Annotated in this window: 27 protein-coding genes; 26 read left to right on the top strand and 1 reads right to left on the bottom strand. The window is 63.3% G+C overall.

The features are described from left to right. Positions 1–204 precede the first annotated feature (204 nt). The 10 genes from BXY53_RS00695 (at position 205) to BXY53_RS00650 (ending at position 10,536) form a co-directional block, all read left to right on the top strand. A complete protein-coding gene (locus BXY53_RS00695; protein WP_119060044.1) occupies positions 205–1,509 on the top strand; it encodes an ATP-grasp domain-containing protein in 1,305 nt (434 codons plus the stop codon). Next, positions 1,506–3,557 carry a CocE/NonD family hydrolase gene (locus tag BXY53_RS00690; RefSeq protein WP_119060043.1) on the top strand — a complete coding sequence of 684 codons (2,052 nt, stop codon included), beginning with the start codon at positions 1,506–1,508 and terminating at the stop codon, positions 3,555–3,557. Before BXY53_RS00695 ends, BXY53_RS00690 begins: the two co-directional genes overlap by 4 nt. Positions 3,558–3,785: 228 nt before the next feature. Then, positions 3,786–4,214 (top strand): phasin family protein, encoded by a 429-nt coding sequence (locus BXY53_RS00685; protein ID WP_119060042.1) that lies wholly within the window; start codon positions 3,786–3,788, stop codon positions 4,212–4,214. 65 nt (positions 4,215–4,279) lie between these two features. Continuing rightward, entirely contained in the window at positions 4,280–5,434 is a 1,155-nt protein-coding gene (locus BXY53_RS00680) for a baeRF3 domain-containing protein (protein WP_119060041.1), read from the top strand. 133 nt (positions 5,435–5,567) lie between these two features. Then, the gene (locus BXY53_RS00675) at positions 5,568–5,987 is read left to right on the top strand and encodes a CBS domain-containing protein (RefSeq protein WP_119061681.1); all 420 of its coding nucleotides are present in this window, start codon (positions 5,568–5,570) and stop codon (positions 5,985–5,987) included. Between the two features lie 37 nt (positions 5,988–6,024). Continuing rightward, positions 6,025–8,055, top strand: coding sequence for a protein-L-isoaspartate(D-aspartate) O-methyltransferase (locus BXY53_RS00670; protein WP_119060040.1), 2,031 nt, complete (start codon positions 6,025–6,027; stop codon positions 8,053–8,055). A gap of 11 nt (positions 8,056–8,066) precedes the next feature. Next, the gene (locus BXY53_RS00665; RefSeq protein ID WP_119060039.1) at positions 8,067–8,516 is read left to right on the top strand and encodes a pyridoxamine 5'-phosphate oxidase family protein; all 450 of its coding nucleotides are present in this window, start codon (positions 8,067–8,069) and stop codon (positions 8,514–8,516) included. 51 nt (positions 8,517–8,567) lie between these two features. Further along, the gene (locus BXY53_RS00660) at positions 8,568–9,161 is read left to right on the top strand and encodes an HPF/RaiA family ribosome-associated protein (protein WP_119060038.1); all 594 of its coding nucleotides are present in this window, start codon (positions 8,568–8,570) and stop codon (positions 9,159–9,161) included. A gap of 187 nt (positions 9,162–9,348) precedes the next feature. Continuing rightward, positions 9,349–9,717 (top strand): hypothetical protein, encoded by a 369-nt coding sequence (locus tag BXY53_RS00655; RefSeq protein ID WP_119060037.1) that lies wholly within the window; start codon positions 9,349–9,351, stop codon positions 9,715–9,717. 168 nt (positions 9,718–9,885) lie between these two features. Next, positions 9,886–10,536: a BON domain-containing protein gene (locus BXY53_RS00650; protein ID WP_170144279.1), complete on the top strand. Its 651-nt coding sequence runs from the start codon at positions 9,886–9,888 to the stop codon at positions 10,534–10,536. A gap of 28 nt (positions 10,537–10,564) precedes the next feature. On the opposite strand, the gene BXY53_RS00645 is transcribed toward BXY53_RS00650, so the two are convergent. Beyond that, a complete protein-coding gene (locus tag BXY53_RS00645; RefSeq protein WP_119060035.1) occupies positions 10,565–11,548 on the bottom strand; it encodes a 1-phosphofructokinase family hexose kinase in 984 nt (327 codons plus the stop codon). 287 nt (positions 11,549–11,835) lie between these two features. On the opposite strand from BXY53_RS00645, the gene BXY53_RS13935 reads away from it, so the two are divergent. The 16 genes from BXY53_RS13935 to BXY53_RS00565 all read left to right on the top strand — a co-directional run bounded on the left by BXY53_RS13935 (position 11,836) and on the right by BXY53_RS00565 (position 24,964). After that, positions 11,836–12,159 carry a hypothetical protein gene (locus tag BXY53_RS13935; protein WP_147361458.1) on the top strand — a complete coding sequence of 108 codons (324 nt, stop codon included), beginning with the start codon at positions 11,836–11,838 and terminating at the stop codon, positions 12,157–12,159. 18 nt (positions 12,160–12,177) lie between these two features. Beyond that, complete coding sequence (locus tag BXY53_RS00635; RefSeq protein WP_245410309.1) at positions 12,178–12,771, top strand: sigma-70 family RNA polymerase sigma factor; 594 nt, start codon at positions 12,178–12,180, stop codon at positions 12,769–12,771. Between the two features lie 201 nt (positions 12,772–12,972). Then, on the top strand, positions 12,973–13,461 hold the full coding sequence (locus BXY53_RS00630; protein WP_170144278.1) for an Hsp20/alpha crystallin family protein: 489 nt from the start codon (positions 12,973–12,975) through the stop codon (positions 13,459–13,461). A 631-nt stretch (positions 13,462–14,092) separates the two neighbouring features. Then, complete coding sequence (locus tag BXY53_RS00625) at positions 14,093–14,779, top strand: Crp/Fnr family transcriptional regulator (RefSeq protein ID WP_170144277.1); 687 nt, start codon at positions 14,093–14,095, stop codon at positions 14,777–14,779. A gap of 39 nt (positions 14,780–14,818) precedes the next feature. Then, positions 14,819–15,406, top strand: a complete 588-nt coding sequence (locus BXY53_RS00620; RefSeq protein ID WP_119060030.1) for a DNA polymerase ligase N-terminal domain-containing protein — start codon at positions 14,819–14,821, stop codon at positions 15,404–15,406. A gap of 102 nt (positions 15,407–15,508) precedes the next feature. Further along, positions 15,509–16,909, top strand: a complete 1,401-nt coding sequence (gene atpD, locus BXY53_RS00615; RefSeq protein ID WP_119060029.1) for a F0F1 ATP synthase subunit beta — start codon at positions 15,509–15,511, stop codon at positions 16,907–16,909. Further along, on the top strand, positions 16,902–17,303 hold the full coding sequence (locus BXY53_RS00610; protein ID WP_245410308.1) for a F0F1 ATP synthase subunit epsilon: 402 nt from the start codon (positions 16,902–16,904) through the stop codon (positions 17,301–17,303). The genes atpD and BXY53_RS00610 overlap by 8 nt, the downstream gene beginning before the upstream one ends. 7 nt (positions 17,304–17,310) lie before the next feature. Beyond that, positions 17,311–17,613, top strand: a complete 303-nt coding sequence (locus tag BXY53_RS00605; RefSeq protein WP_280985237.1) for an AtpZ/AtpI family protein — start codon at positions 17,311–17,313, stop codon at positions 17,611–17,613. A 20-nt stretch (positions 17,614–17,633) separates the two neighbouring features. Beyond that, positions 17,634–17,930, top strand: coding sequence for an N-ATPase subunit AtpR (locus BXY53_RS00600; RefSeq protein WP_170144275.1), 297 nt, complete (start codon positions 17,634–17,636; stop codon positions 17,928–17,930). Then, positions 17,930–18,625 carry a F0F1 ATP synthase subunit A gene (locus BXY53_RS00595; RefSeq protein WP_119060025.1) on the top strand — a complete coding sequence of 232 codons (696 nt, stop codon included), beginning with the start codon at positions 17,930–17,932 and terminating at the stop codon, positions 18,623–18,625. Before BXY53_RS00600 ends, BXY53_RS00595 begins: the two co-directional genes overlap by 1 nt. Before the next feature lie 17 nt (positions 18,626–18,642). Then, complete coding sequence (locus tag BXY53_RS00590) at positions 18,643–18,921, top strand: F0F1 ATP synthase subunit C (protein ID WP_119060024.1); 279 nt, start codon at positions 18,643–18,645, stop codon at positions 18,919–18,921. 1 nt (position 18,922) lies between these two features. Further along, positions 18,923–19,765, top strand: a complete 843-nt coding sequence (locus tag BXY53_RS00585) for a F0F1 ATP synthase subunit B family protein (protein ID WP_119060023.1) — start codon at positions 18,923–18,925, stop codon at positions 19,763–19,765. Beyond that, entirely contained in the window at positions 19,758–21,281 is a 1,524-nt protein-coding gene (locus tag BXY53_RS00580; RefSeq protein WP_119060022.1) for an alternate F1F0 ATPase, F1 subunit alpha, read from the top strand. Before BXY53_RS00585 ends, BXY53_RS00580 begins: the two co-directional genes overlap by 8 nt. A 7-nt stretch (positions 21,282–21,288) precedes the next feature. After that, the gene (locus BXY53_RS00575) at positions 21,289–22,167 is read left to right on the top strand and encodes a F0F1 ATP synthase subunit gamma (protein WP_119060021.1); all 879 of its coding nucleotides are present in this window, start codon (positions 21,289–21,291) and stop codon (positions 22,165–22,167) included. Positions 22,168–22,241: 74 nt separating this feature from the next. After that, positions 22,242–22,973 (top strand): acetoacetyl-CoA reductase, encoded by a 732-nt coding sequence (gene phbB, locus BXY53_RS00570; RefSeq protein WP_119060020.1) that lies wholly within the window; start codon positions 22,242–22,244, stop codon positions 22,971–22,973. A 128-nt stretch (positions 22,974–23,101) separates the two neighbouring features. Beyond that, positions 23,102–24,964 carry a PHA/PHB synthase family protein gene (locus tag BXY53_RS00565; RefSeq protein ID WP_119060019.1) on the top strand — a complete coding sequence of 621 codons (1,863 nt, stop codon included), beginning with the start codon at positions 23,102–23,104 and terminating at the stop codon, positions 24,962–24,964. Positions 24,965–24,987: the final 23 nt, after the last annotated feature.

The raw sequence follows: 24,987 nt of genomic DNA, 5'->3' as shown, positions 1-24,987 counted from the left end.
CTGATCGTTGTTAATGCCGCTGAACACCCGGCTAATGTCTGATCCTCGTGATGATTTCACGAAACGGCCAGTCAGTTCTGAACGCTGCGCTTGTGCCCCATCGGCTGCACGCCCTCTACCTGCCGATCGGAGAAGCCAAGGGTGTTGCACCGGTTCGTCGGCAGCCGGTCCTGTAATCGTCGTCCAACCGGTAAGGCGGGGGTGATGAAGAACATATTCGTTATCGGGCTGGAGCCATTCAATCTGGCACTCCTTGAGCAGATGGAGGGGGCCAAGGATTATGCGTTTCACACGCTGCTAACCTACGAAGAGGCCGTGCGCCCGGCCTCCAGCCATATCGAGTTCGACGAGCTGCTGCGCACTGCGGAAACGTGCCTGTACAATTTCGACGGGTCGGTCGACGCGATTATCGGGTACTGGGATTTCCCCAGTTCGGCGCTCGCGCCAATGTTGCAGAAGGAATTCGGGCTGTCCGGGCCGAGTCTGGAAGCGGTGGCGAAGTGTGAGCACAAATACTGGTCGCGCTGCGTCCAGAAAGAAGTGTTGCCCGACCTCCTGCCGCGCTTTTTTGCTGTGGATCCGTTCCTGGATGACCCGCTCGGGCACCTGAACCTTTCCTATCCGTTCTGGATCAAGCCGATCAAGGCGCACTCCTCCTATCTCGGTTTCGAGATCGCGGACGAGGCGGACTTCCGCGCCGCCCTTCCCATCATCCGCGACAACATCGCCGATTTCGCCGACGCCTTTAACGAATTCCTCCAGCGCGTGAACACGCCCCCGGAGATCGCGCCGATCGGCGGCTACTACTGCATCGCCGAGGAAATCATCTCGGCGGGCCATCAGTGCACGCTGGAAGGCTACGCTTATGAGGATGAGGTCGAGGTCTATGGCATCATCGACTCCGTCCGCGAGGGCGAGCGCCAGTCAAGCTTCGCGCGGTATCAGTATCCGTCGCGGCTGCCGGGCCAAGCGCAGATGCGGATGAAGGAGGCCGCCTGCCAACTGGTCAAGCACATCGGCTATCGCAACGCGCCGTTCAACATTGAATTCTATTGGGATTCGGGCACGGACTGCATCTGGTTGCTGGAGATTAATGCGCGGATTTCCAAGTCGCATAGCCCGTTGTTCATGCTCGTGGACGGGGAGACGCACCAGAAAGTCGCGATCGACCTGGCGATGGGCCGCAGGCCGTCGATGCCGCACCGGCAGGGGCACCATCGCCTCGCGGGCAAGTTCATGATGCGCGTCTTCGACGACTGCGTGGTCACAAGGGTGCCCGGGCCGCAAGACATCGCGCGCGTGATCGCGGAGTTCCCCGAGGGGATGGTCCGCCTGATGGTCGAGGAGGGGCAGCGTCTTTCGCACCTGCTCTACCAGGATAGTTACAGCTTCGAGATCGCCGAGATTTTTCTCGGCGCCGGCAGCGAAGACGAGCTCATGCACAAGTACGACAAGGTTTGTAGCTTGCTGCCGTTCGCATTCAGTTCGATCGAAGAGGCGAACACATGAAGGTGGCAGAGGACCTCCCCCATGAGGTGGAGGAGGAGAAAAACGTTTTTATCGAGATGCCGGATGGCGTGCGCCTGGCCGCGCGCATCTGGCGTCCCAAGGGGTCGGAGAATGCGCCGGTGCCGGCGATTCTCGAGTACATTCCGTATCGCAAGCGGTTCGGAACCGCCCTCCGCGACGCGATCACGCACCCGTACATGGCGGGCCATGGCTATGCCTGCGTGCGTGTGGACCTACGCGGCAGCGGCGAGTCCGAGGGCGTGCTCAAGGACGAATATCTTCAGCAGGAGCTGGACGATGGCGTTGACGTCATTCACTGGCTGACCGAACAGCCATGGTGTGATGGCAATGTTGGCATGATGGGCATTTCATGGGGCGGCTTCAATTCGCTCCAGATCGCCGCGCTGCGACCAGAGGCTCTCAAGGCGATCATCACCCTCAGCTCCACGGATGACCGCTATTCCGACGACATTCACCACATGGGCGGGTGTCTGCTGGGCGATAATCTGTCCTGGGCATCCGTCATGTTCGCCTATAATAGTCTGCCGCCCGATCCCGCGATCGTGGGCGAGCGATGGCGCGAAATCTGGCTGGAGCGCCTGGAGGGTAGCGGTCTGTGGCTGGAGAAATGGCTGCAGCACCAGCGCCGCGATGCATATTGGAAGCATGGCTCCATTTGCGAGGATTACGAGGCCGTGCAGTGCCCGGTCTTCGCCGTTGGCGGCTGGGCGGACGGGTATTCCAACGCCGTCTTTCGTCTTCTGACCAACCTGAAGGTGCCGCGGAAGGGGCTGATCGGCCCGTGGGGACACCGCTATCCGCATTTCGGCGTTCCCGGCCCGGCGATTGGCTTCCTCCAGGAGGCGGTGCGCTGGTGGGACCACTGGCTCAAGGGGGCCGATACCGGCGTCATGGACGAGCCGATGCTGCGCGTTTGGATGCAGGACAGTGTCCCGCCCACGACCAGCTATCAAGAGCGTCCGGGCCGTTGGGTCGCCGAACGCGACTGGCCGTCGCCGAACACCATTGACACGCACTGGGCTCTGATCCCGGCCGGCCTGGTACCCGAGACGCAACCGGTTATGCCGCCGCGCCTGGAGGAAACCGTCCAGTCGATCCAGTCACCGCTTACCGTCGGCATGTTCGCGGGCAAGTGGTGTTCCTACGCTTCCGGGCCGGACCTTGCCCATGACCAGCGGCAGGAGGACGGCGGGGCCCTGGTCTTCGAGAGCGAGCCGCTCGAAGAGACCATGGAAATTCTCGGCGCGCCGGTTATCGAGCTGGAAGTTTCGGTAGACCAGCCCGTGGCGATGATCGCCGCGCGAATTTCCGACACCCGCCCGAACGGCGAAGCGACCCGCGTCACCTACGGCCTGCTCAACCTGACTCACCGCAACAGCAGCGAGAACCCGGAGCCGCTGGAGCCGGACCGGAAGTATCGCGTGCAACTCCAGCTCAACGACATTGCGCATTCGTTCCCGCGCGGGCATCGCATCCGGCTGTCGCTGTCGACATCCTACTGGCCGCTCGCCTGGCCGCCACCCCGTCCGGTGCGGCTCACCGTCCATCTGAACAACTGCAGGCTGACGCTTCCGAAGCGCCCCGCGCGGCCACACGAGGATGAGGCCTTGCGGCCGTTCGAAGAGGCTGAAGGCGCACCGCCGCTCAAGCGCACGATGATCCGACCGGAGGAGCACCGCTGGACCCTCCACCGCGACTACGCGACGGATACGTCGGTGCTGGAGGTGGTCAACGACAGCGGCACGTACCGGATCGACGATATCGACCTTGTCGTGCAGACGAAAAGCGAGGAGTGGTATCGATCGCGCGGCAACGATTTCGATTCCGTGCGTGGCGAGACGCTCTGGCAGCGCGGTCTCCGGCGCGGCGACTGGGGCGCGCGCACCGTCACGCGGACGGTGCTCACCTCAAACCCCGAGTGGTTTCACATCCGGGCCGACCTTGACGCATACGAAACCGACGCGGAGGGCGAACACCGCCTGGTTTGCAAAAGCTGGAACAGCTGGATCCCGAGAGACAATGTCTGAATTTGATCAAGTGGTTGGGGTGCATTCAGAATTATTTTTGCAAAGCGCAGGTTTTAACATGGATCAATGTATCAGTGTAACGCGCCGTTTATGCTCGACACAGCAACACTGGGAAAGTCTGCCTGCTTGATGTCGCAGCCAGAAGGCGAATTTGGTATTTGACCGGCGAAATCAAGCAGTTGCGGCGTTCTCTGAGCGCGCTGAAATCAATTCACAGGAGCAGCAAGAATGTCGAGCGAGTACAAGAGTCAATCGGGCAACGGCAACCCCTTCGATCAATTTTCCAATCTTATGCAGCCCGCCCCGGAGATGTTCACACGCATGATGCAGCCGATGCTGTCGGCCAATGCATCGATGATCGAAATGCAGTCGAAGATGTGGCACACCGCCGCAGAGGCGTCGCGGGAGTGGTGCGAGTTCGTCAGCAAGCGGCTGGAGAAGGACGCTCAGTTCATGGAGCAACTGCGCAAGACGCAGACGCCGCAGGCTTTCATGGACACCTGCACGCAGTTCTCGAGGCGCATGGCGCAGGACTATCAGGAGGAGTTTAGCGAGCTGTCGCGACTCTCCAGCAAGGCCGCGGGCGGTACCAGCGAGGTCATGCGCCAGGCGACCGAAAGCATGTCGGCCTTGTCAGGTGAAGCCGCACGGACCTAAATTGGCGACCCAGAAAAACGATTCGATAGCAACGCTCTCGTCGCCAGTTCGGGAAGGTGCATAACATGACGTCAACGCTGCAGACCCTCGCGGGGTCGGAAGGCTTTCCGCGAGTCAGCCTCTTTTTTCCAACACATCCGACCTACCCGGAATGTCAGCAGGATCCGATCCGGCTGTCGAATGGACTGAAGGAGGTGGAGCGGCAACTGACACAGGCGGGCTGGCGCGAGAGTGATGTCGCGGAACTGGTGGCCGAGGCCGCCGCTCGCGACAAGGACGATGTGTTCTGGCAGTACCAGGACGAAGGGCTGGCCGTCTTCATCGAGCCGGGCAGCACACGCTGGGTGAAGTTGCCCCAGCCAGTCCCCGAGCTGACGGTGGTTGCCAACCGCTACCATATTCGCCCCCTCATTCCGATACTGCGCGACAAGGGCCGCTTCCATGTCCTCGCTGTGACGGAGGAGGGCGCGCGCTTCTTCAACGGTACGCAGGAGGGGCTGCGGCAAATCCGCGTGCCCGACATGCCGGAAAGTGCCGAGAAGGTGTGGCAGCGCACCGAATTCGACCGGGATGTCGGCTTCCACGCGCGCGACCGTGGCCAGCAGGTTGGCGGCACCGACACGCCGCAATTCGCCGCGCTTGGCGAAAGCCCGGACGACTACGCGAGCATCGTGCTTGACCATTACACCCGGGATATCGCCAAGGCGGTAGACGCGCATCTGGCGAACAGCGAGGCGCCGCTGGTCCTGATCGCTTTGCCGCGCACGCTCGGCTACCTGGCGCAGCACCTCGAATATCGCCGCGTCGTGCCTGACCATGTCGCCGCCGACCCCGGCCCGCTCAGCGAAGCCGAACTCCACGGGAAGACCTGGCCGGTCGTCGAGCCGGTGCTGACCAAAGAGCGCACGGAACTGCGCGAGCGGCTGCGCAACCACGTCGAAGGCGAGGTGCCTGACGTCACCCGTAACCTCGAAGGCATTATCAAGGCCACCGAGGAAGGCCGGGTCGATACCGTCTTCGTGTCCGCCGGCGAGACGGTCTGGGGTATCTACGATCCGACCTACCGCGTCATCCGCATCGACCACGCGGCATCCGCAGAGAATGAGGATCTGCTCAACTTCGCGGCGCTGCGCACGCTGGCGCAGGGCGGTGATGTTCGTACGCTGCCCGAAGATGTCCGCGAGCAGTTGGGCCCGGTGGCGGCGCTCTACCGCTACTGACTGCGAAGCTTTGACGGTTGTTAAAGCCTCGCGGTTGCAGCGCGTTATGCTTTCATCAGAAGGACCGGCAAAGGCGTTTCGGCCGACAGATCGAAACGCGCCGGACCGCCCCCTAGACCATACGGAGGGTATGATGAAAGTACGCGAAGCCATGCACGAAGGCGTCGAATGGGTCAGCCCCGACACGCCCCTGAGCGAACTGGCCCGCAAGATGCGCGAAGAAGACATCGGCGCCATTCCGATCGGCGAAAACGACCGGCTGATTGGCATGGTGACCGACCGCGACATCGTGATCCGCGCTCTGGCTGACGGGCGTGACATCTCCAGCATGACCGCCCGCGACGTGATGAGCGCGGGGATCGTCTACTGCCGCGCAAACGAGGAGCTCGGCGACGCGTTGCGCATCATGGAGGAGAAGAAGATCCGCCGGCTGCCCGTCATTGATGAGAACAAGCGCATGGTCGGCATCCTGAGCATGGGTGACGTCTCCAGCGCGGCTTCGCACGAATTGGCGGGGGAACTGGCCGAGGCGGTGTCTGCACACCACGCCTGAGCCATCACAGTAGCAATGGCCGGACTGGCAGGCATTCATGGCTCCCGATAACGACCGCGGCGACCAGCCGGATTTCCAGCGGTTGCGCGCGGAGATGGTGGAACGCCATATCGCGGCGCGCGGTGTCCGGGACATGCTGGTTCTGGGTGCCATGAACAGCGTCCCGCGCGAAAAGTTCGTGCCGGAGGAGCTGGCGCCCCACGCGTATGAGGACCAGCCGTTGCCCATTCCGGGCCGGCAAACGATCTCCCAGCCCTACATCGTCGCCTATATGGTCGAGGCGCTCGCCCTCCAGGGCGGCGAGAAGGTGCTGGAGGTCGGTGCCGGGTCGGGCTACGCCGCGGCCGTTCTCGGGGAAATCGCGAAGGACGTTTTCGCGATCGAGCGCGTCGCGCAACTCGCCACGACCGCGGCCGGCAACCTTTCGGACGCCGGCTATACCAATGTCCATGTTCGACATGCCGACGGAACCGAGGGTTGGGCCGAGGAGGCGCCGTTCGATGCGATCCTTGTATCGGCGGGCGCGCCACGCGTGCCCCGCGCGCTGCTCCATCAACTCAGGACCGGCGGGCGCATGGTCGTGCCGATCGGCACGGACCCGCGCGCCCAGGAACTTATCCGCATCACCCGCACGGGCGAGGACGATTACGAGCGGGAGGACATCGCCGATGTGCGGTTCGTTCCGCTGATAGGCCGCGAAGGCTGGGAACTGGAGGAAGAAGAGGCGCAGCGCTCGCGCCCCCGCGTGATCCAGAAGGCGCCGGCTGTCAGCATGTCGCTGCCCGGCGCGATCGCCAGCAGCGGCACCTCCTTCACCGATGTCGCTGACGCCGACCTGACGCCGCTGCTTGAGCGGATCGGCGATGCGCGCGTCGTGCTGATCGGCGAGGCAAGCCACGGCACTTCCGAGTTCTATCGGCTGCGGGCCGAGATCACCAAGCGGCTAATCGCGGAGAAAGGCTTCGGCTTCGTCGCCATCGAGGGCGACTGGCCGGACGCGGCCCGGATCGATCACTATGTCCGCCAGCGCGATATTCCGCCGTCAGAATGGACAGCGTTCTCCCGCTTCCCGACCTGGATGTGGCGCAACGAAGAGACTCGCGCCTTCGTGGACTGGCTGCACGCTCACAATACGGAGCGGCCCTGGGATCAGCGCGCCGCGTTCTACGGTCTGGACCTCTACAGCCTGTATTCCTCGGTCCGGCAGGTGGTCTCTTATCTGGAGGATGTTGACCCTGACCTCGCCGCGGTCGCGCGTCACCGCTATGGGTGTCTGACGCCGTGGGAGGCGGACCCGGCAGCCTACGGTCATGCGGCGCTGCTCGGCTACTACAGGAGTTGCGAACGCGACGTCACCCACATGCTTGTCGAGCTTCTGGAGAAGCGCCAGCAATTCGAACTTCACGACGGCGAACGCTTTCTCGACGCCGAGCAGAACGCGGCGCTCGTCAGGGCGGCGGAGCAGTATTATCGCACGATGTATTACGGCTCTCGGGCGTCCTGGAACCTCCGCGACTCTCACATGTTCGACACGCTCAAACGTTTGCTGGATTTCCACGGGCCCAAATCGAAGGCAGTGATCTGGGCGCACAACTCGCACACTGGCGATGCCTCGGCCACGGAGATGTCCTCGCGCGGTGAGCACAATATCGGCCAGCTCTGCCGACAGGCTTTCGGCGATTCCGCCTACAGCATCGGCTTCGGCACCTATGACGGCACCGTTGCGGCGGCATCGGAATGGGACGGGCCGATGGAAGTAAAGGCGGTGCGGCCGGCCCATCCCCAGAGCTATGAGCGGCTGTTCCACATGACGAACACCCCGGGCCTGATGCTCCCCCTGCGCAGCGATGCCAACGCAACCTCGCGGGAAGGACTGCTCAAGCCGCGCCTGGAGCGCGCGATTGGCGTGATCTACCGGCCCGAGACAGAGTTGGCGAGCCACTATTTCGAGGCTACGCTGCCGGAACAGTTTGATGAATACGTATGGGTGGATCACACGAGCAGTGTGACACCCCTCGACACGGCGATGCTCGAAGGGTTGCCGGAGACCTATCCCTTCGGCGTTTGAGGGAGCAGCGCATGACCGAGGAAGAGCTGCACGCCACCATCCGGGAACTGCTGGCCGGTCAGAAGGACATGACGATCGCCACCATCCGGCCCGACGGCTTCCCGCAGGCCACGGTGGTCAGCTACGTCAACGAAGATAGCGACATCTACTTCGGGTGCGGGGACCATTCTCAGAAGGCGGAAAACATCGCCCGAGACGATCGCGTTTCCTGCACGATCACGGCCCCCTACACCGACTGGAACGAAATTCGCGGGCTTTCACTCGGCGGACATGCCGCCCGGATCACGCAGCCCGATGAATTGCAGCGGATCGAGCAACTCTTTATCACGAAGTTTCCGCAGGTGATGGATTACGCCATTGGGCCGCCAGAGGGCGTGGCCTTTATTCGCGTCCGGCCAAAGGTTGTTTCCGTTCTGGATTACACCAAGGGCTTCGGTCACTCGGAACTGGTATATCTGTGAGTTTCAAGAGGCGGTGCAGCACACCGCAGAACGCAAGGAGAGATACGAGCGATGGAAGTTCCTCTGGAGCTGGCTTTTCGCAATATGGAGCACTCGGACGCCGTTGAAGAGCTTGTGCGCGAAAAGGTGGCGCATCTCGACAGGTTGTTCGAGCGGCTGACGAGTTGTCGCGTGACGATCGAGGCACCACACAAGCATCACCGCAAAGGTAACGAGTACCACGTGCGCATCTTCCTTGGCGTCCCGCAGGGGCAACTGGTGGTCAGCAGGGATCCGGGTGATGTTCATGCGCATGAAGACCTGCGCGTTGCCATCCGTGACGCCTTCCAGGCGGCCGAGCGTCAGCTCAAGGAGCATGCCGAAAAGATGCGTGGGGACGTGAAGACCCATGTGCCCCCGCTTCAGGGAACCATCGCGCGGCTGTTTCCGGATCAGGACTACGGTTTCATCGCGACGACTGATGGCCGCGAGATTTTCTTTCACCGGAATGCAGTGGTAGACTACGATTTCGACGATCTGGAGCAAGGTCAGCCCGTCGAGCTGGCCATCTGGAGCGGTGACAGCGAAATCGGGCCTCATGCCAGCACGGTGCGGCCGATCGGCTCGATGGAATACAACCCGGAGCGCGATATCACGCCCCGCTGAAGGTTGAAATCGCCTCAAGGGTTTAACACCGGGTTTCCCAAGTATCCAGTTGGCGGGATGCTGGTCCGGGACATCTTGCTACCATGTTTGTTGTGCCAAGATGGGTACGTGCCGGGGAAGTTCAGGGACTTTGGCTCTTTTAAGTCGGGTCCGGAGTGTTTTTCAGCCTGAAGAGGGAGGAGGAGTTATGAAGTTTATCGCTTGTTTCTGTGCCGCGCTGCTGATGGCGGCCGGCTTTGCCGGGTCGGCGTCCGCCGCGACGGATCAGTCCCAGGTTGGCCTGCTGCCGGTGCCGTATGCGGCGGCGTCGGCGAATCAGAGCGAAAACATCAAGGTGGCCGACAGCTTCGGCGCCGGTCTGGCGACCGGGATTATCGGCTCGATCATTGTCGGTGGAATCATCAAGCACAAGCGGTACCACGGCTATCGGCATCGCCGCTATTACCGCTCCCGCCATCGCGGCCGCTGCGACTACTGGAGCCGTCGCTGCGCGAACAACTGGGGTTATGGCGGCGCCAACTATCGCGGCTGCCTGAGGTACCACGGCTGCTACTAAATCCCGACTCTACGCTACGGCCCGAGGCGTATCACGCGCTCCGGGCCGTAGCTTTTCCCCTTCGCCCGATTTCCCGCGACCTGCTGATTAACAACGATTATTGGCGGCCTGGCCGGTCCCCACGATGATAACGTTCAAATAGCCGAGATGCAGGTCAGGAGGTGGACGATGAAGGACGACTATCAGATCAAGCAGGATGTGCTCGATGAGCTGGACTGGGATCCGGAAATCGAGGCATCGCGGGTCGGTGTGGAGGTCACGGACGGCGCAGTGACGCTTGTCGGCGCGGTCGAGACCTACCGCCAGAAGCAGGCCGCCCGCGAGGCGACAAAGCGCGTGGCCGGCGTGCGGTCTCTTGTGGACAAGCTGGAGATCGAGCTGCCGATCCAGCACCGGCTGAGCGATGAGGGTCTCGCGGAGCGCGTCGCACACGTGCTGAACTGGAACGTTTCGGCGGACGCGAAGAACATCCAGGCCGAGGTGCAGAACGGTGTCGTTACCCTGACCGGCGAACTGGACTACCACTTCCAGCGCAAGAACATTCTCGACCAGATCGAGCATGTGGCCGGCGTGGTGAACGTCATCGACCAGATGACGGTCAAGCCGAAGGTTTCCGCCTCGGACGTCGAGGACCGGATCAAGGGGGCGCTCAATCGGCACGCCGAGATCGAGTCCGAGAACGTGACGGTCCGTGTACTGGACGGCACCGTCACGCTGGAAGGCACCGCCGAGTCGCTCGACGAGATGGACCGCATCGAGCAGGCCGCCTGGGCCGGACCCGGCGTCACGAACGTCATCAACAATCTGCGGCTGGGTTAGTCCCCGCAGGTGGCCCTCGGTCTCCCCGCTAGGCAATCGGCTGGCCGTTGGCGTCCAGATCGCGGATCGTCACCCGGTCGGCAATCGCCGTGATATCCTCCAGGCCGCCGGTACCCAGCCCGTGGCGCGTGACATTGACGGCGCCAGCCGCGGCGCCGAGGCGCAAGGTATCCTCCGGGTTCAGCCCGCGTGCCTGTGCCACCGCCAGTCCAGCCGTCATGGAATCCCCGGCGCCGCGATAATCGAGCGGGCGGAAGCGTGGCGGCTCGACCTGGACCAGCCGCTCGCCGATCAGCCCGATGGCTGGCTGGTCTGCCCGCGAAATCAGCAGATTGCGCGCACCCGTTGATCGCAGCGCCCGGATGCCTGCGATCACATCACTGCGCTCGGCGCTTTCGCAATAACCGCCCTCGATCAATTCCTCGTGGCTGATCTTCAGGAAAGACACACCGCCCTGCAACGCCTTGAGCGGCTCGCCCGAAATATCGGCGACGACTGAGACGCCGTTTTCGCCAAGGTCAAGCGCCAGGCGCTGGAAGAACGATGGCGGCAGGATACCCGGTTGGTGCACGCCGGTCAGCACGGCCACGCCGGTGCGCAGCGCGGTGGTCAGAGCGGCGTCGTAGAGATCGTCGGCCTCGTGTCGGTCCAGCGTCGGACTGTGCGTTTCCGCGACGACCTCGCGCGCGCCGCCGCGGCGGTCATGCACGTAGCCGCCGTTCCAGCCGCGCACCTGGATCGGGCGCAGTTCAATCCCCTCGGCCTGCGCCATCGCCTGAACGACGACGCCGGCCTCGCCGCCGAATGGCCCGCACAGGATCGGATGCCCGTCGAGATTGACGATCATCCGCGCGACCCAGAAGCCTTGCCCGCCCGCATGGAGATAAATGCTGTCCTGGCCGGCGGCGTCGCGCTCAATGGTGACCGTGAAAATCGGCCAGGGCGCAAGCACGCAGATTTCGCGCGGCACGCGATGGACGCCGCAATCGGGCGGATTCTTCGGTTCCTCCATGCCCCTGATGCCTCAGTCGCGGTGACGGCGCCTTCTGGCCACCTGCACGTCGCAGACTAACCGATCTCCCTCCTGTAACCCAACGTGCGGACCCGCGCGCACGTGCTGATCCGGCGCAAGGACTCAATCGTTCCCGCCATGACGGTGCCGATATGAAACGCGCACAAAAAAATAACTTGGAACGAAGATTGCCGTGCGTGCATTGGTTGAGGTGCGGCGGTTTCTTGGCTTTCTTTGCGCGGCGTCCAGTTGCGGGCAGTCGAAAAAGGGGGTTTTACGAGGCGTTCATGATGCCGCGGATTCGGACTGTTTGGATGCGATTCAGCAAGTTCGTCAGAAAACTAAGGGGCTTTGACACACGTCAATGCGACGAAAGTGGTGACAATTATTATGAAATCCGCGACCAGGGAACTCGGGATGACGCGTCGGACGCTCCGCCTGAAGATTTCGAGCACGACGTTGTCGTAGAGTACCACCGCGCGAAACAGGCCAAGATCGGCCAGCAGCTCCGAAGCCGTTACGACAATTTCGCGCAAGAAGAACTGCCCCGAGACATCCTGGACACGCTTGCTGATTTGAACCAACGTCTGAAAAGACGGGATGGCGACTGACTCCGCCATTCAACGTGTTTGGAGTCGAAAATGCCGTTTCGTAAGTCACAACAATCGCAATCGATATCGCATGAGCTGCTTGAGCATACCTCGCATCTGAGAGCGTTTGCCATTTCGCTTTGCGGTGACCGGGACCATGGCGACGATCTCGTGCAAGAAACCCTGATGAAGGCCCTCGCAAATATCGACAGTTTCAAGCCAGGCACCAACATGCGGTCCTGGCTTTTTACAATTCTGAGGAATACATACTTCACCCAGCGGCGCCGCGCGCGCCACGAGGTGCGGGACGCAGACGGAGCCATGGCGGCGTCGTTGAGTTCCGAGCCCCAGCAGGAGCCGCATCTCGACTTCCAGGATTTCGAGCGCGCGCTCGCCCTGCTCAATGACGAACAGCGCGAAGCGCTGATTCTCATCGGTGCGGCCGGCTTCTCTTATGACGAGGCGGCCGAGATCGCCGGGTGTTCAAGCGGAACGGTGAAAAGCCGCGTCAACCGTGCCCGAACCAAGCTGAGCCAGATGCTTTCGGCCGAGCCTGAGCAATCTCCGCTGAAGGCGCCGCATCCCGCGGCTCCGACGACGGCGATGGGCAGCCTGACGCCCGGTCTGCGCTGACCGGTCACATAACCTGACCTGACAGATTGTCGGCGCGACGGCAGGCGCATCGCACTCAGCGTGGCCGCTCGTGCCGGCAACACTTTGTAAAATCTTCCAAAGCTTGGCGCCCACGCTTAACAGCGGGCAATGCAGCGGCTTTCCTGGTCCGCGATACTTGCTGCATTCTTGCAAGTGGACCGGAAACGAAAGGAGTTCGACATGTCGCTGCAATCCTGGCTGCCGTCCTGGCCGTCGCATCGCCGGGAGGAGGAAGGTCCCTTCGCCGAGCTTCACAAGCAGATGGACGAGCTTTTCGACGACTGGGCGCGGACCATGCGCGCGCCCGTGGCCGCCCGCCGCGAGACCGGCGTCCTGCGTCCGATGATCGACGTCTCCGAGACTGATGATGCCTTCAAGATCATCGCTGAGCTGCCTGGCGTCGAAGAGAAGGATATCGACGTGACCGTCAGCGACGACCGTCTCACTATCAAGGCCGAGAAGCACAAGGAGACCGAAGAGAAGGGCGAGCACTTCCATCGCATGGAGCGCAGCTACGGCACCTTTGAGCGCACCATGACGCTCCCGCGCGGGGTCGATACCGAGAATGTAGATGCCGAGATGAAAAACGGCACGCTCACCGTCACGATCCCGAAGACGCAGAGCATGAAGGAGCACACGCGCAAGATCCAGGTGAAGAAGTCCGACTAGCTGGTGGCGAGCTCACCAGTCTTGGAGGGAGAGCGTCAGCGTGGAGCGCCCTCCCTCCGGCGCATATCCGTATTTCCACGCCCACCCGATCGTTCCCGCCCGGCCCGCGCCCCCGGCTCAAACGGATTCTTAAGGGCGTCCTTGCGCAGCGATGGAACGGAACCGGACTTTCTGCGTTTTATCACAAAAGCATCGCTCGGAAGGCAGGACCTCCGCCGATAACACAGGTGGAAGGGCCGTCGAGACGGAGAATTTCTGTCTGCGCCCGCCTCGGCGATCGCAAGAATACCAACGGGTCCGTAATGCCGGGGAGGTCGCCATGACGTATCACGTTGATCTCAAAGTCTTTTCAGACCCGAGCGCGCATTCGTTAAGTCGTTAGATGAGTTGCGTCGGCGTGGCTCGCTTACGCGACAAGCGATCCATCCACGTGAATGGACGATATGTCCGGCCGCCGAGCCATCAAACGTGCGACAGCCAGGTGGGTGGCCAGCGAAGAAGTCGTTTGTAGCAGATCGAAGCGGAGAGCATCATGTCATCTGTTATGGATCGGGCGAATGCAGCTTGCCGCGCTCCGCGCGAGGAGTATGGCGTCGAACAAAGCCCCAGCGAAAGCAACGCGGCGGTCCGCATGCCCGGGGCTACAGCCTTCGCCGACGGCGCGCTCGATGCCCACGCGCTTCGCTTCGTGCCGCGTCGGGTTATGGCCGGATCGGATATCGTCAGCGAGGGCGGCGATAGCCCGGCCTGCCTGGTCATCAAGCAGGGCTGGGCCGCGCCCTACAAGCTACTCCGTGACGGGCGCCGCCAACTCCTTGATCTCCTGATGGAGCAGGACGGCATCCGGGTCTGCCGCGATGATCAGGGGCGCGCTTTCCACTCCATCGTCGCGCTGACCGACTCCTATGTCCTGGAAGGCACGGCGGAGGATCTGGCTCGTTTTGGCGCAATCCAGCACAATGGGCAACCCTGCGCTGAGCCGGTTTTCGCTGAGCAGCAGCGCCGGATGATGGACCGCATGGCGATCCTCGGCCATGGCCGCGCCGCCGAACGGCTGGCCTCGTGCTTGCTCGATCTCTGGCGTCGTCAGGAGGCCCGCGGCAATGTGGACGAGTCAGGAAGCTGCCCGATCCCCATTCGCCAGAGCGATCTCGGTGATGCGGTCGGCCTCACGGCGGTGCATGTCTGCCGAACGTTGACGGTGTTCCGCCGTCTGGGCCTGCTGGAATTCGCCAACGGTCGTCTCAAGATGCTGAGGCCAGAGAAGGTCGCCTTTATAGCCGGCTGCGAGAGCGAGCGTCCGCCTTACGACGTCTAGCGGGAAGGCCGCGGGCGCGGTTGAGGCCACGGGCTGAAAATGCCGGGTTCCGAGTATCGCGAAAAGCGCGACTTTGAGAAGACGCTGGAGCCGGAAGGCGGCGGCACGCCGGTGCCGGAGCCCATCTTCGTCATTCAGGAGCATGAGGCATCGACCCATCACTTCGATTTCCGGCTCGAAGCGGACGGCGTGCTCAAATCATGGTCGGTGCCGAAGGGGCCTTCACTCGACCCGGAGGACAAGCGCCTCGCCGTGCCTACAGAGGATCACCCCCTCGCTTATGCCGATTTCGAAGGTGCCATCCCGGAAGGCGAATATGGCGCGGGAACCGTTCTGCTCTGGGACACCGGCCCTTACGAGAACATCACGGAAAAGAATGGCGAGACTGTTCCCGTTGCCGACGCGCTTGCTGACGGGCATCTGCTGGTGCGCCTGCACGGCGAGAAGATCAAAGGCGGCTACGCGCTCCAGCGGATCGCGACAGGTGAAGACGAGCGCTGGCTGCTGATCAAGATGAATGACAGCGCAGCCGATGCCCGGCGCAATCCGGTCTCGACCGAGCAGCGCTCGGTCAAGAGTGGACGCACCATGAAGGAAATCGCTCGCGAAGAAAGGGAGCCTGACTGAGCGCGCGCCACGGCCATGGGCGTTCAGCAGAGGGGTGAACGATTCGGCTCGCTCACGCGGCCGTCGATCGCCTAGTATCTGCAAGACGGGGGCTTCGCAAAGATGGCTGAAACCGATAGCGCCGGATGGATCAGCGGGATCGAGGGCAGCGTTGTCGATGTCCGGATGACTGACGACGTGCCGACCGTCGGCTCCGTGCTGGAGACGCTCGACGACCCGCCGGCGATCATCGAAGTGTCGAATATCCTTGGCCCTGGGCGGGTCCGGGGCCTCGTGCTCAACCCGCAGGTTCGTCTAGCCACCGGCATGGGCGTGCGTGTGCGCGGCCCCCTCCAGTTCCCGGTCGGTCCGGGCGTGTTCGGCCGGGTGCTCAACATCTTCGGCGAACCGATCGACCGCGCCGGCCCGCTGGAAAACGTCGAGACACGGCCCATTCGCCAGCCGCCCGTCCCGCTTGCCAAGCGCAAGCCGGGCGAGGAGGTGTTTCTGACCGGCATCAAGGCCATCGACTTGCTCGTCCCGGTCGAGCGCGGGGGCAAGGCCGGGCTGTTCGGCGGCGCCGGCGTCGGCAAGACCGTTCTCATCATGGAAATGATCCACAACATGGTCGCCGCCTATGAGGGCGCGAGCCTGTTCTGCGGCATCGGCGAACGGGTGCGCGAGGCCGAAGAGCTTTACCGCTCGATGAAGCAGGCAGGCGTTCTGGAGGGCGCAGTGCTGGTCTTCGGCCAGATGAACGAAGCCCCGGGTGTGCGTTTCCGCGTCGGTCATGCCGCGCTGACAGTCGCGGAGTATATCCGGGACGTGATGGAGCGCGACGTGCTCGTGCTGATCGACAATATCTTCCGTTTCGTGCAGGCGGGCGCCGAGGTCTCTGCCTTGCTCGGGCGCATCCCCTCGCGGGTCGGCTATCAGCCGACGCTGGGCAGCGAGTTGGCGGCGCTGGAAGAGCGCATCTGCAACACGGCGACCGGCTCGATCACTTCGATCCAGGCAGTCTATGTGCCTGCTGACGACTTTACGGACCCGGCCGCCACGCACACCTTCGCGCACCTGTCGGCAACGATTGTGCTGTCGCGCAAGCGCGCCGCGCAGGGGCTTTATCCGGCCATCGATCCTCTGGAATCCGGCTCGAAGATGCTCTCGCCAGGCATCGTTGGCGAGCGGCATTATCAGGTCGCCCGGGAAGTGCGCAGTGTCCTGTCGGAATATGAGGACCTGAAGGACATAATTGCGATGCTCGGCATGGAGGAACTATCTGAGCAGGACCGGGCCACCGTTGCCAAGGCGCGCAAGCTGGAACGCTTCCTGACCCAACCGTTCTTCACGACCGAGCAGTTCACCGGCCACGAAGGCCGCTTTGTGGCGCTGGAGGACGCCATCGACGGGGCCGAGCGCATCCTCGACGGCGAGTTCCGCGACCGCAGCGAGCGCGCGTTCTACATGATCGGCGGGCTGGATGACCTGGAGGAACCCGCCGAAGCAGAGGCCGCCAATGCCTGATGCCATGCACCTGTACGTGTTCTCGCCCGCCGACAGCGTGTTCGACGGCGAGGTGCTCGAATTGACGGCCCATGGACACGACGGGCTGTTCGGTATCCTGCCCCGCCATGTCGACTATACGGCGCCGCTCGTGCCGGGTATCCTCGCCTTCGTTGATGCGGAGGAGAACGAGGGCTTCATCGCCGTCGATGGTGGCGTGCTGCTGAAGATTGAGCGCAAGGTGCGCGTTGCGACCCGCCGGGCCGTGCGGGGTGACGACCTGGCCGTGCTGCGTCAAACGGTTCGTCGGGAGTTTCTGGCCCTGAGCGAGCATGAACGTGAGGCCCGAAACGCCGTCGCCCGGCTCGAAGCCGGCATCATCCGGCGCTTTATCGAGATCGAGGAAATGGGATAAGCACGCCTTGAGTGACGACCACCGGCATTCGCAGGGCGACGAGTCGACCGAGGAAATCACACGCAAGGTCGACCGGCGGATCAAGAAGCGGCGCGAGGGCGTCCCCGGCGCCTGGTTCGGGCTGGGCATGTTCGGACTGATCGGCTGGGCGGTGGCCGTTCCGACGCTGATCGGCATCGCGCTCGGTCTGTGGCTGGACCGGGTGGCGCCACAGCCTTTCTCCTGGACGCTGGCGCTGCTGCTGGCCGGCGTGGTGCTCGGCGTGATCAACGCGTGGCTCTGGATCGAGCGCGAACGGCGGCGCCAGTAGCGGCAGCGGAGGGTACCACGTTGAATGTCGCCGCCATCGTTATCGGGCTTTGCGCGGGCGTTGCCGCTGCGCTGGTCTATCTTCTGATGCTCTGGCTCTCCGTCGCCGCGGCGATCCGGCGGCGCTCGGCCACGCCTCTCATTTTGGGAACCGTGGCGCGGCTTGGCTTGTTTGTGTTGCTGGGGGCGGTGCTGTGGTGGCTGCGGCCCGAACCGACGAGCCTCATCGCCGGTGCGCTCGGGTTCCTTGTCACGCGCACGGTTGTTATCCGGCGCGTGCCGAGCCTGCCGGACGGCGCTTTCAGCAAGGATGCCTGATGGAAATCACGCCGGACAACATCATCGTCACGGAAGTCGGCGGGATACCGCTGAACGCCACCGTCGTGTGGACATGGGTGGTGATGGCGATCCTGGCGCTGATCTCGTGGCTCGCGACGCGAAACATCCGCGAAGATCTCGTGCCCTCGCGCTGGCAGAGCCTCCTGGAGGCGATCGTCGAGGAGCTGCGCCGACAGATTCGCGATATCAGCCAGCATGATCCGGGCCGCTACCTGCCCTTCATCGGCACGCTGTTCCTGTTCATCGCGGTGTCGAACATGCTGACGGTCGTGCCGGGCTACTTCCCGCCTACCGCCTCTCTGTCAACGACGGCGGCGCTGGCGCTGTGCGTGTTCATCGCCGTACCGATCTACGGCATCGTGGAGCGCGGCGTTGGCGGCTATTTCCGCAATTACGTTCAGCCGACGCCATTGATGCTGCCGTTCAACATCATCGGCGAGCTGTCGCGCACGCTGGCGCTGGCGATCCGCCTCTACGGCAACGTGATGAGCGGCGCGGTGATCGTCGGCATCCTCATCTCCGTCGCACCGTTCGTGTTCCCGATCCTGCTGCGTCTGCTCGGTCTGCTGACCGGGCTGATCCAGGCGTATATCTTCGCGGTTCTGGCGATGGTCTATATCGCCTCGGCGACGGCGGGGCGCGTCGGTGAAACCGAGACGGCTGATAACACCTGAACAGAAAGGCACCGTCCATGGAAGGCGCAGACCTGATTGCGATGGTTTCGATCATCACCGCCGGCCTGACGATCGCCATCGGCTCGATCGGACCGGCGCTGGGTGAGGCGCGGGCGGCGGCGCAGGCGCTGGAAGCTCTGGCGCGCCAGCCGGACGAGGCGAACACGATCACGCGTACGCTTTTCGTCTCGCTCGCGATGATCGAGTCGACCGCGATCTACTGCTTCGTCGTCTCCATGATCCTGATCTTTGCCAACCCGTTCTGGAGCCCCGCTCAAGGCGTGACCGGAGGCTGAGATGCAGGTCGACTGGATCACGGTCGCGGCGCAGATCATCAACTTTCTGATCCTGGTCTGGCTGCTGCATCGCTTCCTGTATGGTCCGATAACGCGGGCGATGGAGCGGCGGGAGAACCGGATCAGGGAGCGGCTGGACGACGCCGCGGAGGAGCGCGAGAAGGCCGAGGCCAGGCAGCAGGAGCTTGACGCGAAGCTGCAGGAACTGGAGGACCAGCGCGAGGCAAAGCTGGAGCAGGCGCGCGAAGAAGCGGAAGAGTTGAAGCACAAACTTGAGCAGGAGGCGCGCGAGGAAGTCGACCGCAAGCGCGAGGCCTGGCTGGCGGAAATGCGCGAGGACCGCGAGGACTTCCTGAGCCAGCTCCGCGAGACGATGTCCGAAGGCTTCCGCGACCTCGCCGAAGATGCCCTGCGCTCCTTGGCGGACACCGGTCTGTCCGAGCCGATGGCGACCGTCTTCCTCGACCGGCTCCACAGCCTGCCCGAAGAGGACGTGCAGAGATTGGCCGAAGCGGCGCGAGATACTGGCCGCATGACGATCGAAAGCGGACAGCCGCTTGAGGCCGACACCCGACGAAAGCTGACCCGCGCGGTTCACGACCTGATCGCCGATAAGGTGGACATCGACTACGAGGGTGAAGTCCCCGATCTCGTCGGCATCCGCTTGCGTGCGGGCAGCGCCACGACGGAGTGGTCGGTTGATGAATATCTCGACAGGTTCCTTGGCCGGCTGAACAGGCAATTCCCAAGCGGTCCGGTGGAGGCCCCGGACGAGCAGGGGGAGGCCGAAGGCGCGGCGAAGCGCGACCGGCAGCGCGCATCATCCGAGGCGGTGCATGATTGAGCGCCTGACAGACCTGGTCGAGGATTTCGCGGAGTCCGCCGAGCGCGCCCGCGACGAGCTTGAGCCGGTACCGCGCGTTCAGCAGATCGGCAAGATCGTGAGCGTCGGCGATGCCGTTGCGCATGTCGAAGGGCTGCGAAACGTTGCCGCCGACGAGATCATTGAACTGCCCGGCCGGCTGATGGGCATCGCCTCCAGCGTCAGAGAGGAGGAACTCGGCCTGATCCTTTTGGGTGACGCAGGCGACCTCAGCGTCGGGGCGCCGGCACGGCGGACGGGCCGGGTGGTTGATGTTCCGGTCGGCGAAGCGTTTCTTGGGCGGGTCGTCGATGCGCTTGGCCGGCCGCTCGATGGCGAGCCGCCGCCCCGCGTCCGGGGGCGTCATCCGATCGAACGCTCAGCCCCGGCGATCATGGACCGCGCGCCGGTGGCGACGCCGCTTCAGACCGGGATCAAATCGGTCGATTCCGCGATTCCCATCGGTCGCGGGCAGCGCGAGCTGATCCTGGGCGACCGGCAGACCGGCAAGACGACCATCGCTCTTGAAGCGATTCTCAACCAGCACGACACCGGCGTCGTGTCCATCTATTGCGCGATCGGTCAGCGAGCTTCGGCAGTCGCCCGCGTCGTTGATACGCTCAGACGGCATGGTGCCCTGGAGAGAACCGTGGTGGTCGTTGCTTCCGGCGAGGATGCGCCAGGGCTGCAATTCATCGCGCCTTATGCTGCGACCACGATTGCCGAGCACTTCATGCATCGCGGGCAGGACGCGTTGATCGTCTATGATGACCTAACGCGCCACGCGCGCGCCTATCGCGAGCTTTCGCTGCTACTGCGCCGCCCGCCGGGCCGCGAGGCGTTTCCGGGCGATATCTTCTTCATTCACGCGCGGCTGCTGGAGCGCGCGACGCATCTCGCTGACGAGCGGGGCGGGGGGTCGCTGACCGCGCTGCCGATCATCGAGACGCAGGCGCAGAACGTTTCGGCCTATATCCCGACGAACCTGATCTCGATAACCGATGGCCAGATCTACGTGTCGCCCGAGCTCTTCCGCGCCGGCATGATCCCGGCTATAGACATCGGCAACTCGGTCTCGCGCGTGGGCGGCGATGCGCAGCTTCCGGCCTATCGCGCCGTCGTCGGCGACCTGAAGCTCGCCTATGCGCAGTTCGAGGAGCTGGAGGCGTTCTCGCGCTTTGGCAGCCGGCTGGACGAGGACACGCGCCAGCAGCTTGAGCGTGGGCGCCGCGTGCGCGAGGTGCTGAAGCAGGACGAGCATGACCTGGTGCCGGTCATAGAGCAGATCGCCGTCTTGTTCGCGGCGACGACCGGGCTTCTGGATCAAGTGGACGTGAGTGACATCGGGAAGGCCGAGGCCGTCATCCGCCGGCGCGCGCGCGACGAGCTCGACGGACTGGCCAAACGGGTCGCGGAAGGTGCGCGGATCGACGATGACGCGCGCGAAGCGCTCACCAACACCGCGAAGGCGGCGCTGGAAAGCCATGACCTGATCTGAGCGGACAATGGCGACGACACTCGAAAGCCTGCGCAAGCAGATCGACAGCGCCCAGGACATGCAGTCCATCGTCCGGGTCATGAAGTCGCTCTCGGCCGTGTCGATCACCGCCTATCAGCGCGCGGCGGAGCGGCTGCGGCTTTATCAGGAGGTCATCGACCGCGGTCTGCACGCCGTGTTGCTCAGCGGCGCTATTCGCCTTGAGGGCAATGCGCGGGAGGAAGGGCGGTCGGGGCTGATCGTGTTCGGCTCGGATCGTGGCCTGTGCGGCGGCTTCAACGAGATGATCGTCAACCAGGCCCGTGACTGGCTGCACACGCGCGGCGATATACCCATCCTCGTGATCGGTCAGCGCGGGGCTGCGCGGCTGGAAGCCGAAGGGCACATGCCTGACGAGGTGTTCATGCAGGCCGGCTCGGTTTCCGGCCTGTCGCAGCTTGTCGAGGCGATCCTCGTTGCGGTTGACGACTGGCGGCAGCGGCGCGACGTGGAAAGGGTGGTAACAATGTTCAACTTTGAGGCTCGGCGCGGCACCATTCGGCCCAACGTCGAAACGATCCTGCCGGTGGACCGCGAGGAACTGCAGCATATCGCCGGCCGCGACTGGCCCTCCAATCAGCTCCCGACTTTCGATGGCTCCGCCGACGGGGTCTTCTCCGCGCTCATCCGCGAGCGGCTCTACACGGCGCTGATGCGCGCCGGTGCGGAGTCACTCGCCGCCGAGCATGCCAAGCGCCTGTCCGCAATGCAGGCCGCCGAGCGCAACATCACGGAGAAGGTGGAGGAGCTGCAGGGCGCCTTCCGGCGCCAGCGGCAGGATGCCATCACGGAAGAACTGATGGACATCGTGGCCGCCTACGAAAGCGTCTCCTCTCCCGGCCGGTGAAGCCGCTGCACGGAACGATGCCCCGCGCGAGTCGTTGATAGGGCGAACACCAACAGGCAACCGGGATCGAATGAATGAGCGATCAAGGGCGAATTGCCGTCGTCACCGGGGGCATTCAGGGCCTCGGCGCGGCGAGCTGCCAAAAACTGGCCGAGCGCGGCTTCAAGCCCATCGCCACACATCTGGGCGGTGGTGAACGTGCGGAGGCTTTTGCCGAGGAAACCGGCTTTCCGGTATATGAATGGGACGTGTCGGACGTCAGCGCCTGCGAAGATGGTATTGCGCGCATCCGCGAGGAGCATGGACCGATCGAGGTTCTGGTGAACAACGCGGGCGTGAACCGAGACAAGATGTTCCACAAGATGTCGCGCGAGGACTGGGACGCAGTGCTTCAGGTCGATCTCGGTTCGATGTTCAATGTGACGCGCCAGGTGATCGGCGAAATGCGCGAGCGCGGCTATGGGCGGATCATCAACGTCTCGTCGGTTAACGCCCAGAAAGGCCAGCTCGGGCAAACCAACTACTGCGCCGCCAAGGCCGGCGTCATCGGCTTTACCAAGGCGCTCGCCCGCGAAAGTGCGAACAAGGGCATCACCGTGAACGCGCTCGCGCCCGGTTATACGGAAACGCCGATGGTTGAGAAGGTCCCGGACAAGATCATGGACAGCATCATCGAACAAGTGCCCGTCGGGCGCCTGGCCCAGCCGGAGGAGATCGCGCGCTGCGTGGCCTTCCTCGCGGCTGAGGACGCGGGCTTCATCACCGGCGCGACGCTGTCGGTCAATGGCGGGTTCTATATGGATTAGACCGCGTGCCGAACAAAACCTGTCCGGGCGTGGTTCCGGAGCGGGAACCGGTTTTTCGGATAGAATGCGTGTCTTCAGGGTCGCGCCGCGAATGGCCGCGCGATCGGATACCAACGGAGAGAAAGCGTATGGAGACAAGGACGGACACGAGCACGGCTCTGGCTCCGCACCTTCAGAAAAAACAGGATCTGGAAACCGTTCCGGGTGGCGACGAGCGCCTCTCGACCGCCGCACCGGAGTTCCTCGCCGAGGAGCGGTTTCCGTTCCCGCGGCGAACCACTCATGCGCTGGACCGCGCCTTCAAGGCACACCTGGCGCGGATGAGCTTCAGCATCTCGCCGGCGGCGCTGGCTTCGGACACGTTCACCTGGCTGGCGCATCTGGCGATTTCGCCGGGCAAAGCGCTCGAACTGTATGAAAACGCCATGGCGCGTTACATGCGTTTCCTCGTTTATATTCCGCAGACCGTACAGCCTGGCGGGGCGGATCCCTGCTTTGCCCCGCTCTCGGACGCGGACGATCGCTTCGACGGCGAGGACTGGCAGAAATGGCCATTCAACATCATTCATCAGTGGTTCCTGCTGAACCAGGAGTTCTGGCACGACGCGACGAATGACGTCGACGGTGTCCCGCCGCATAAGGAAAAAGCGCTTTCGTTCGTGGCGCGGCAGGTGCTCGACCATTTCGCGCCGACAAATTTCGTCCTGACCAATCCGGAAGTGCTGCGCACCACGATGGAGGAGGGCGGCACGAACTTCATGCGTGGCGCGATGAATGCGATGGAGGACTGGTCGCGCTTCCTCGAAGGCCGGCTGCCTGTTGGCGCCGAGAAATTCAAGATTGGCGAGGACCTGGCCGCGACGGAAGGCAAGGTGGTTTACCGCAACCACCTGATCGAGCTGATCCAGTACACGCCGAAAACCGACAAGGTGCGGCCGGAGCCCATCCTGATCACCCCGGCGTGGATCATGAAATATTACATCCTCGATCTCTCGCCGGACAATTCGCTGGTCAAGTATCTGGTCGAGCAAGGCTACACGGTGTTCATGATCTCATGGCGGAACCCGACCGCCGAGGACCGTGACCTCGACCTGAACGACTACATCGACATGGGCTTTTTCGCCGCCTTGCGCGCGGTCAACACGATCGTGCCGGACCGGAAGGTCCATGCGATGGGCTACTGCCTCGGCGGCACTCTGCTGACGATGGCGGCCTCGGCGATGGCACGCGACGACGACGAGCGGCTCCAGACCATCACCCTGCTCGCGGCTCAGACCGATTTTACCGAAGCCGGCGAGATCATGCTGTTCGTCAGCGAGAGCCAGGTCTCGTATCTCGAAGGCTTGATGTGGGACCAGGGCTATCTCGACAGCCACCAGATGACCGGCGCGTTCCAGATGCTCCAGTCGAATGACCTGATCTGGTCGCGCTACATCCGCGAGTATCTGCTGGGCCGGCGTGGTAAAATGATCGACCTCATGGCCTGGAACGCTGACGCCACCCGGATGCCCTACAAGATGCACTCGGAGTATCTGCGCAAGCTGTTCCTGTACAACGAGCTGGCGCAGGGGCGTTTCGAGGTCGACGGCGAGCCGGTCAGCCTGACGGATATCCGGCAGCCGATCTTCTGCGTCTCGACGACCAGAGACCATGTCGCGCCGTGGCGCTCGGTCTACAAGATCCATCTGCTCGTGGACACCAACGTCACCTTCGTGCTGGCGAACCGCGGGCACAACGGCGGCATCGTCAGCGAACCGGGCCATAAGGGCCGCGAATATCAGATCCGTCGCAAGGTGGAAGGCACCAAGTATATTCCGCCGGATGAATGGCGTGAGACCACGCCCGTCGAGGAAGGCTCGTGGTGGCCTGCTTTGGTCAAGTGGCTGGACGAGCGCTCCGGCGATTTGACCGAGCCGCCGACCATGGGCGCATCGTCCAAGGGCTACGCGCCGATAACCGACGCGCCGGGAACGTATGTGCATCAGCGTTAGGCCTGGCGCGCCACACGCAACCT

The organism is Dichotomicrobium thermohalophilum, assembly GCF_003550175.1.
Lineage (GTDB): Bacteria > Pseudomonadota > Alphaproteobacteria > Rhizobiales > Rhodomicrobiaceae > Dichotomicrobium > Dichotomicrobium thermohalophilum.
The sequence above is the reverse complement of the archived record's forward strand: the minus strand, read 5'-3'. Positions and strand labels throughout refer to the sequence as shown.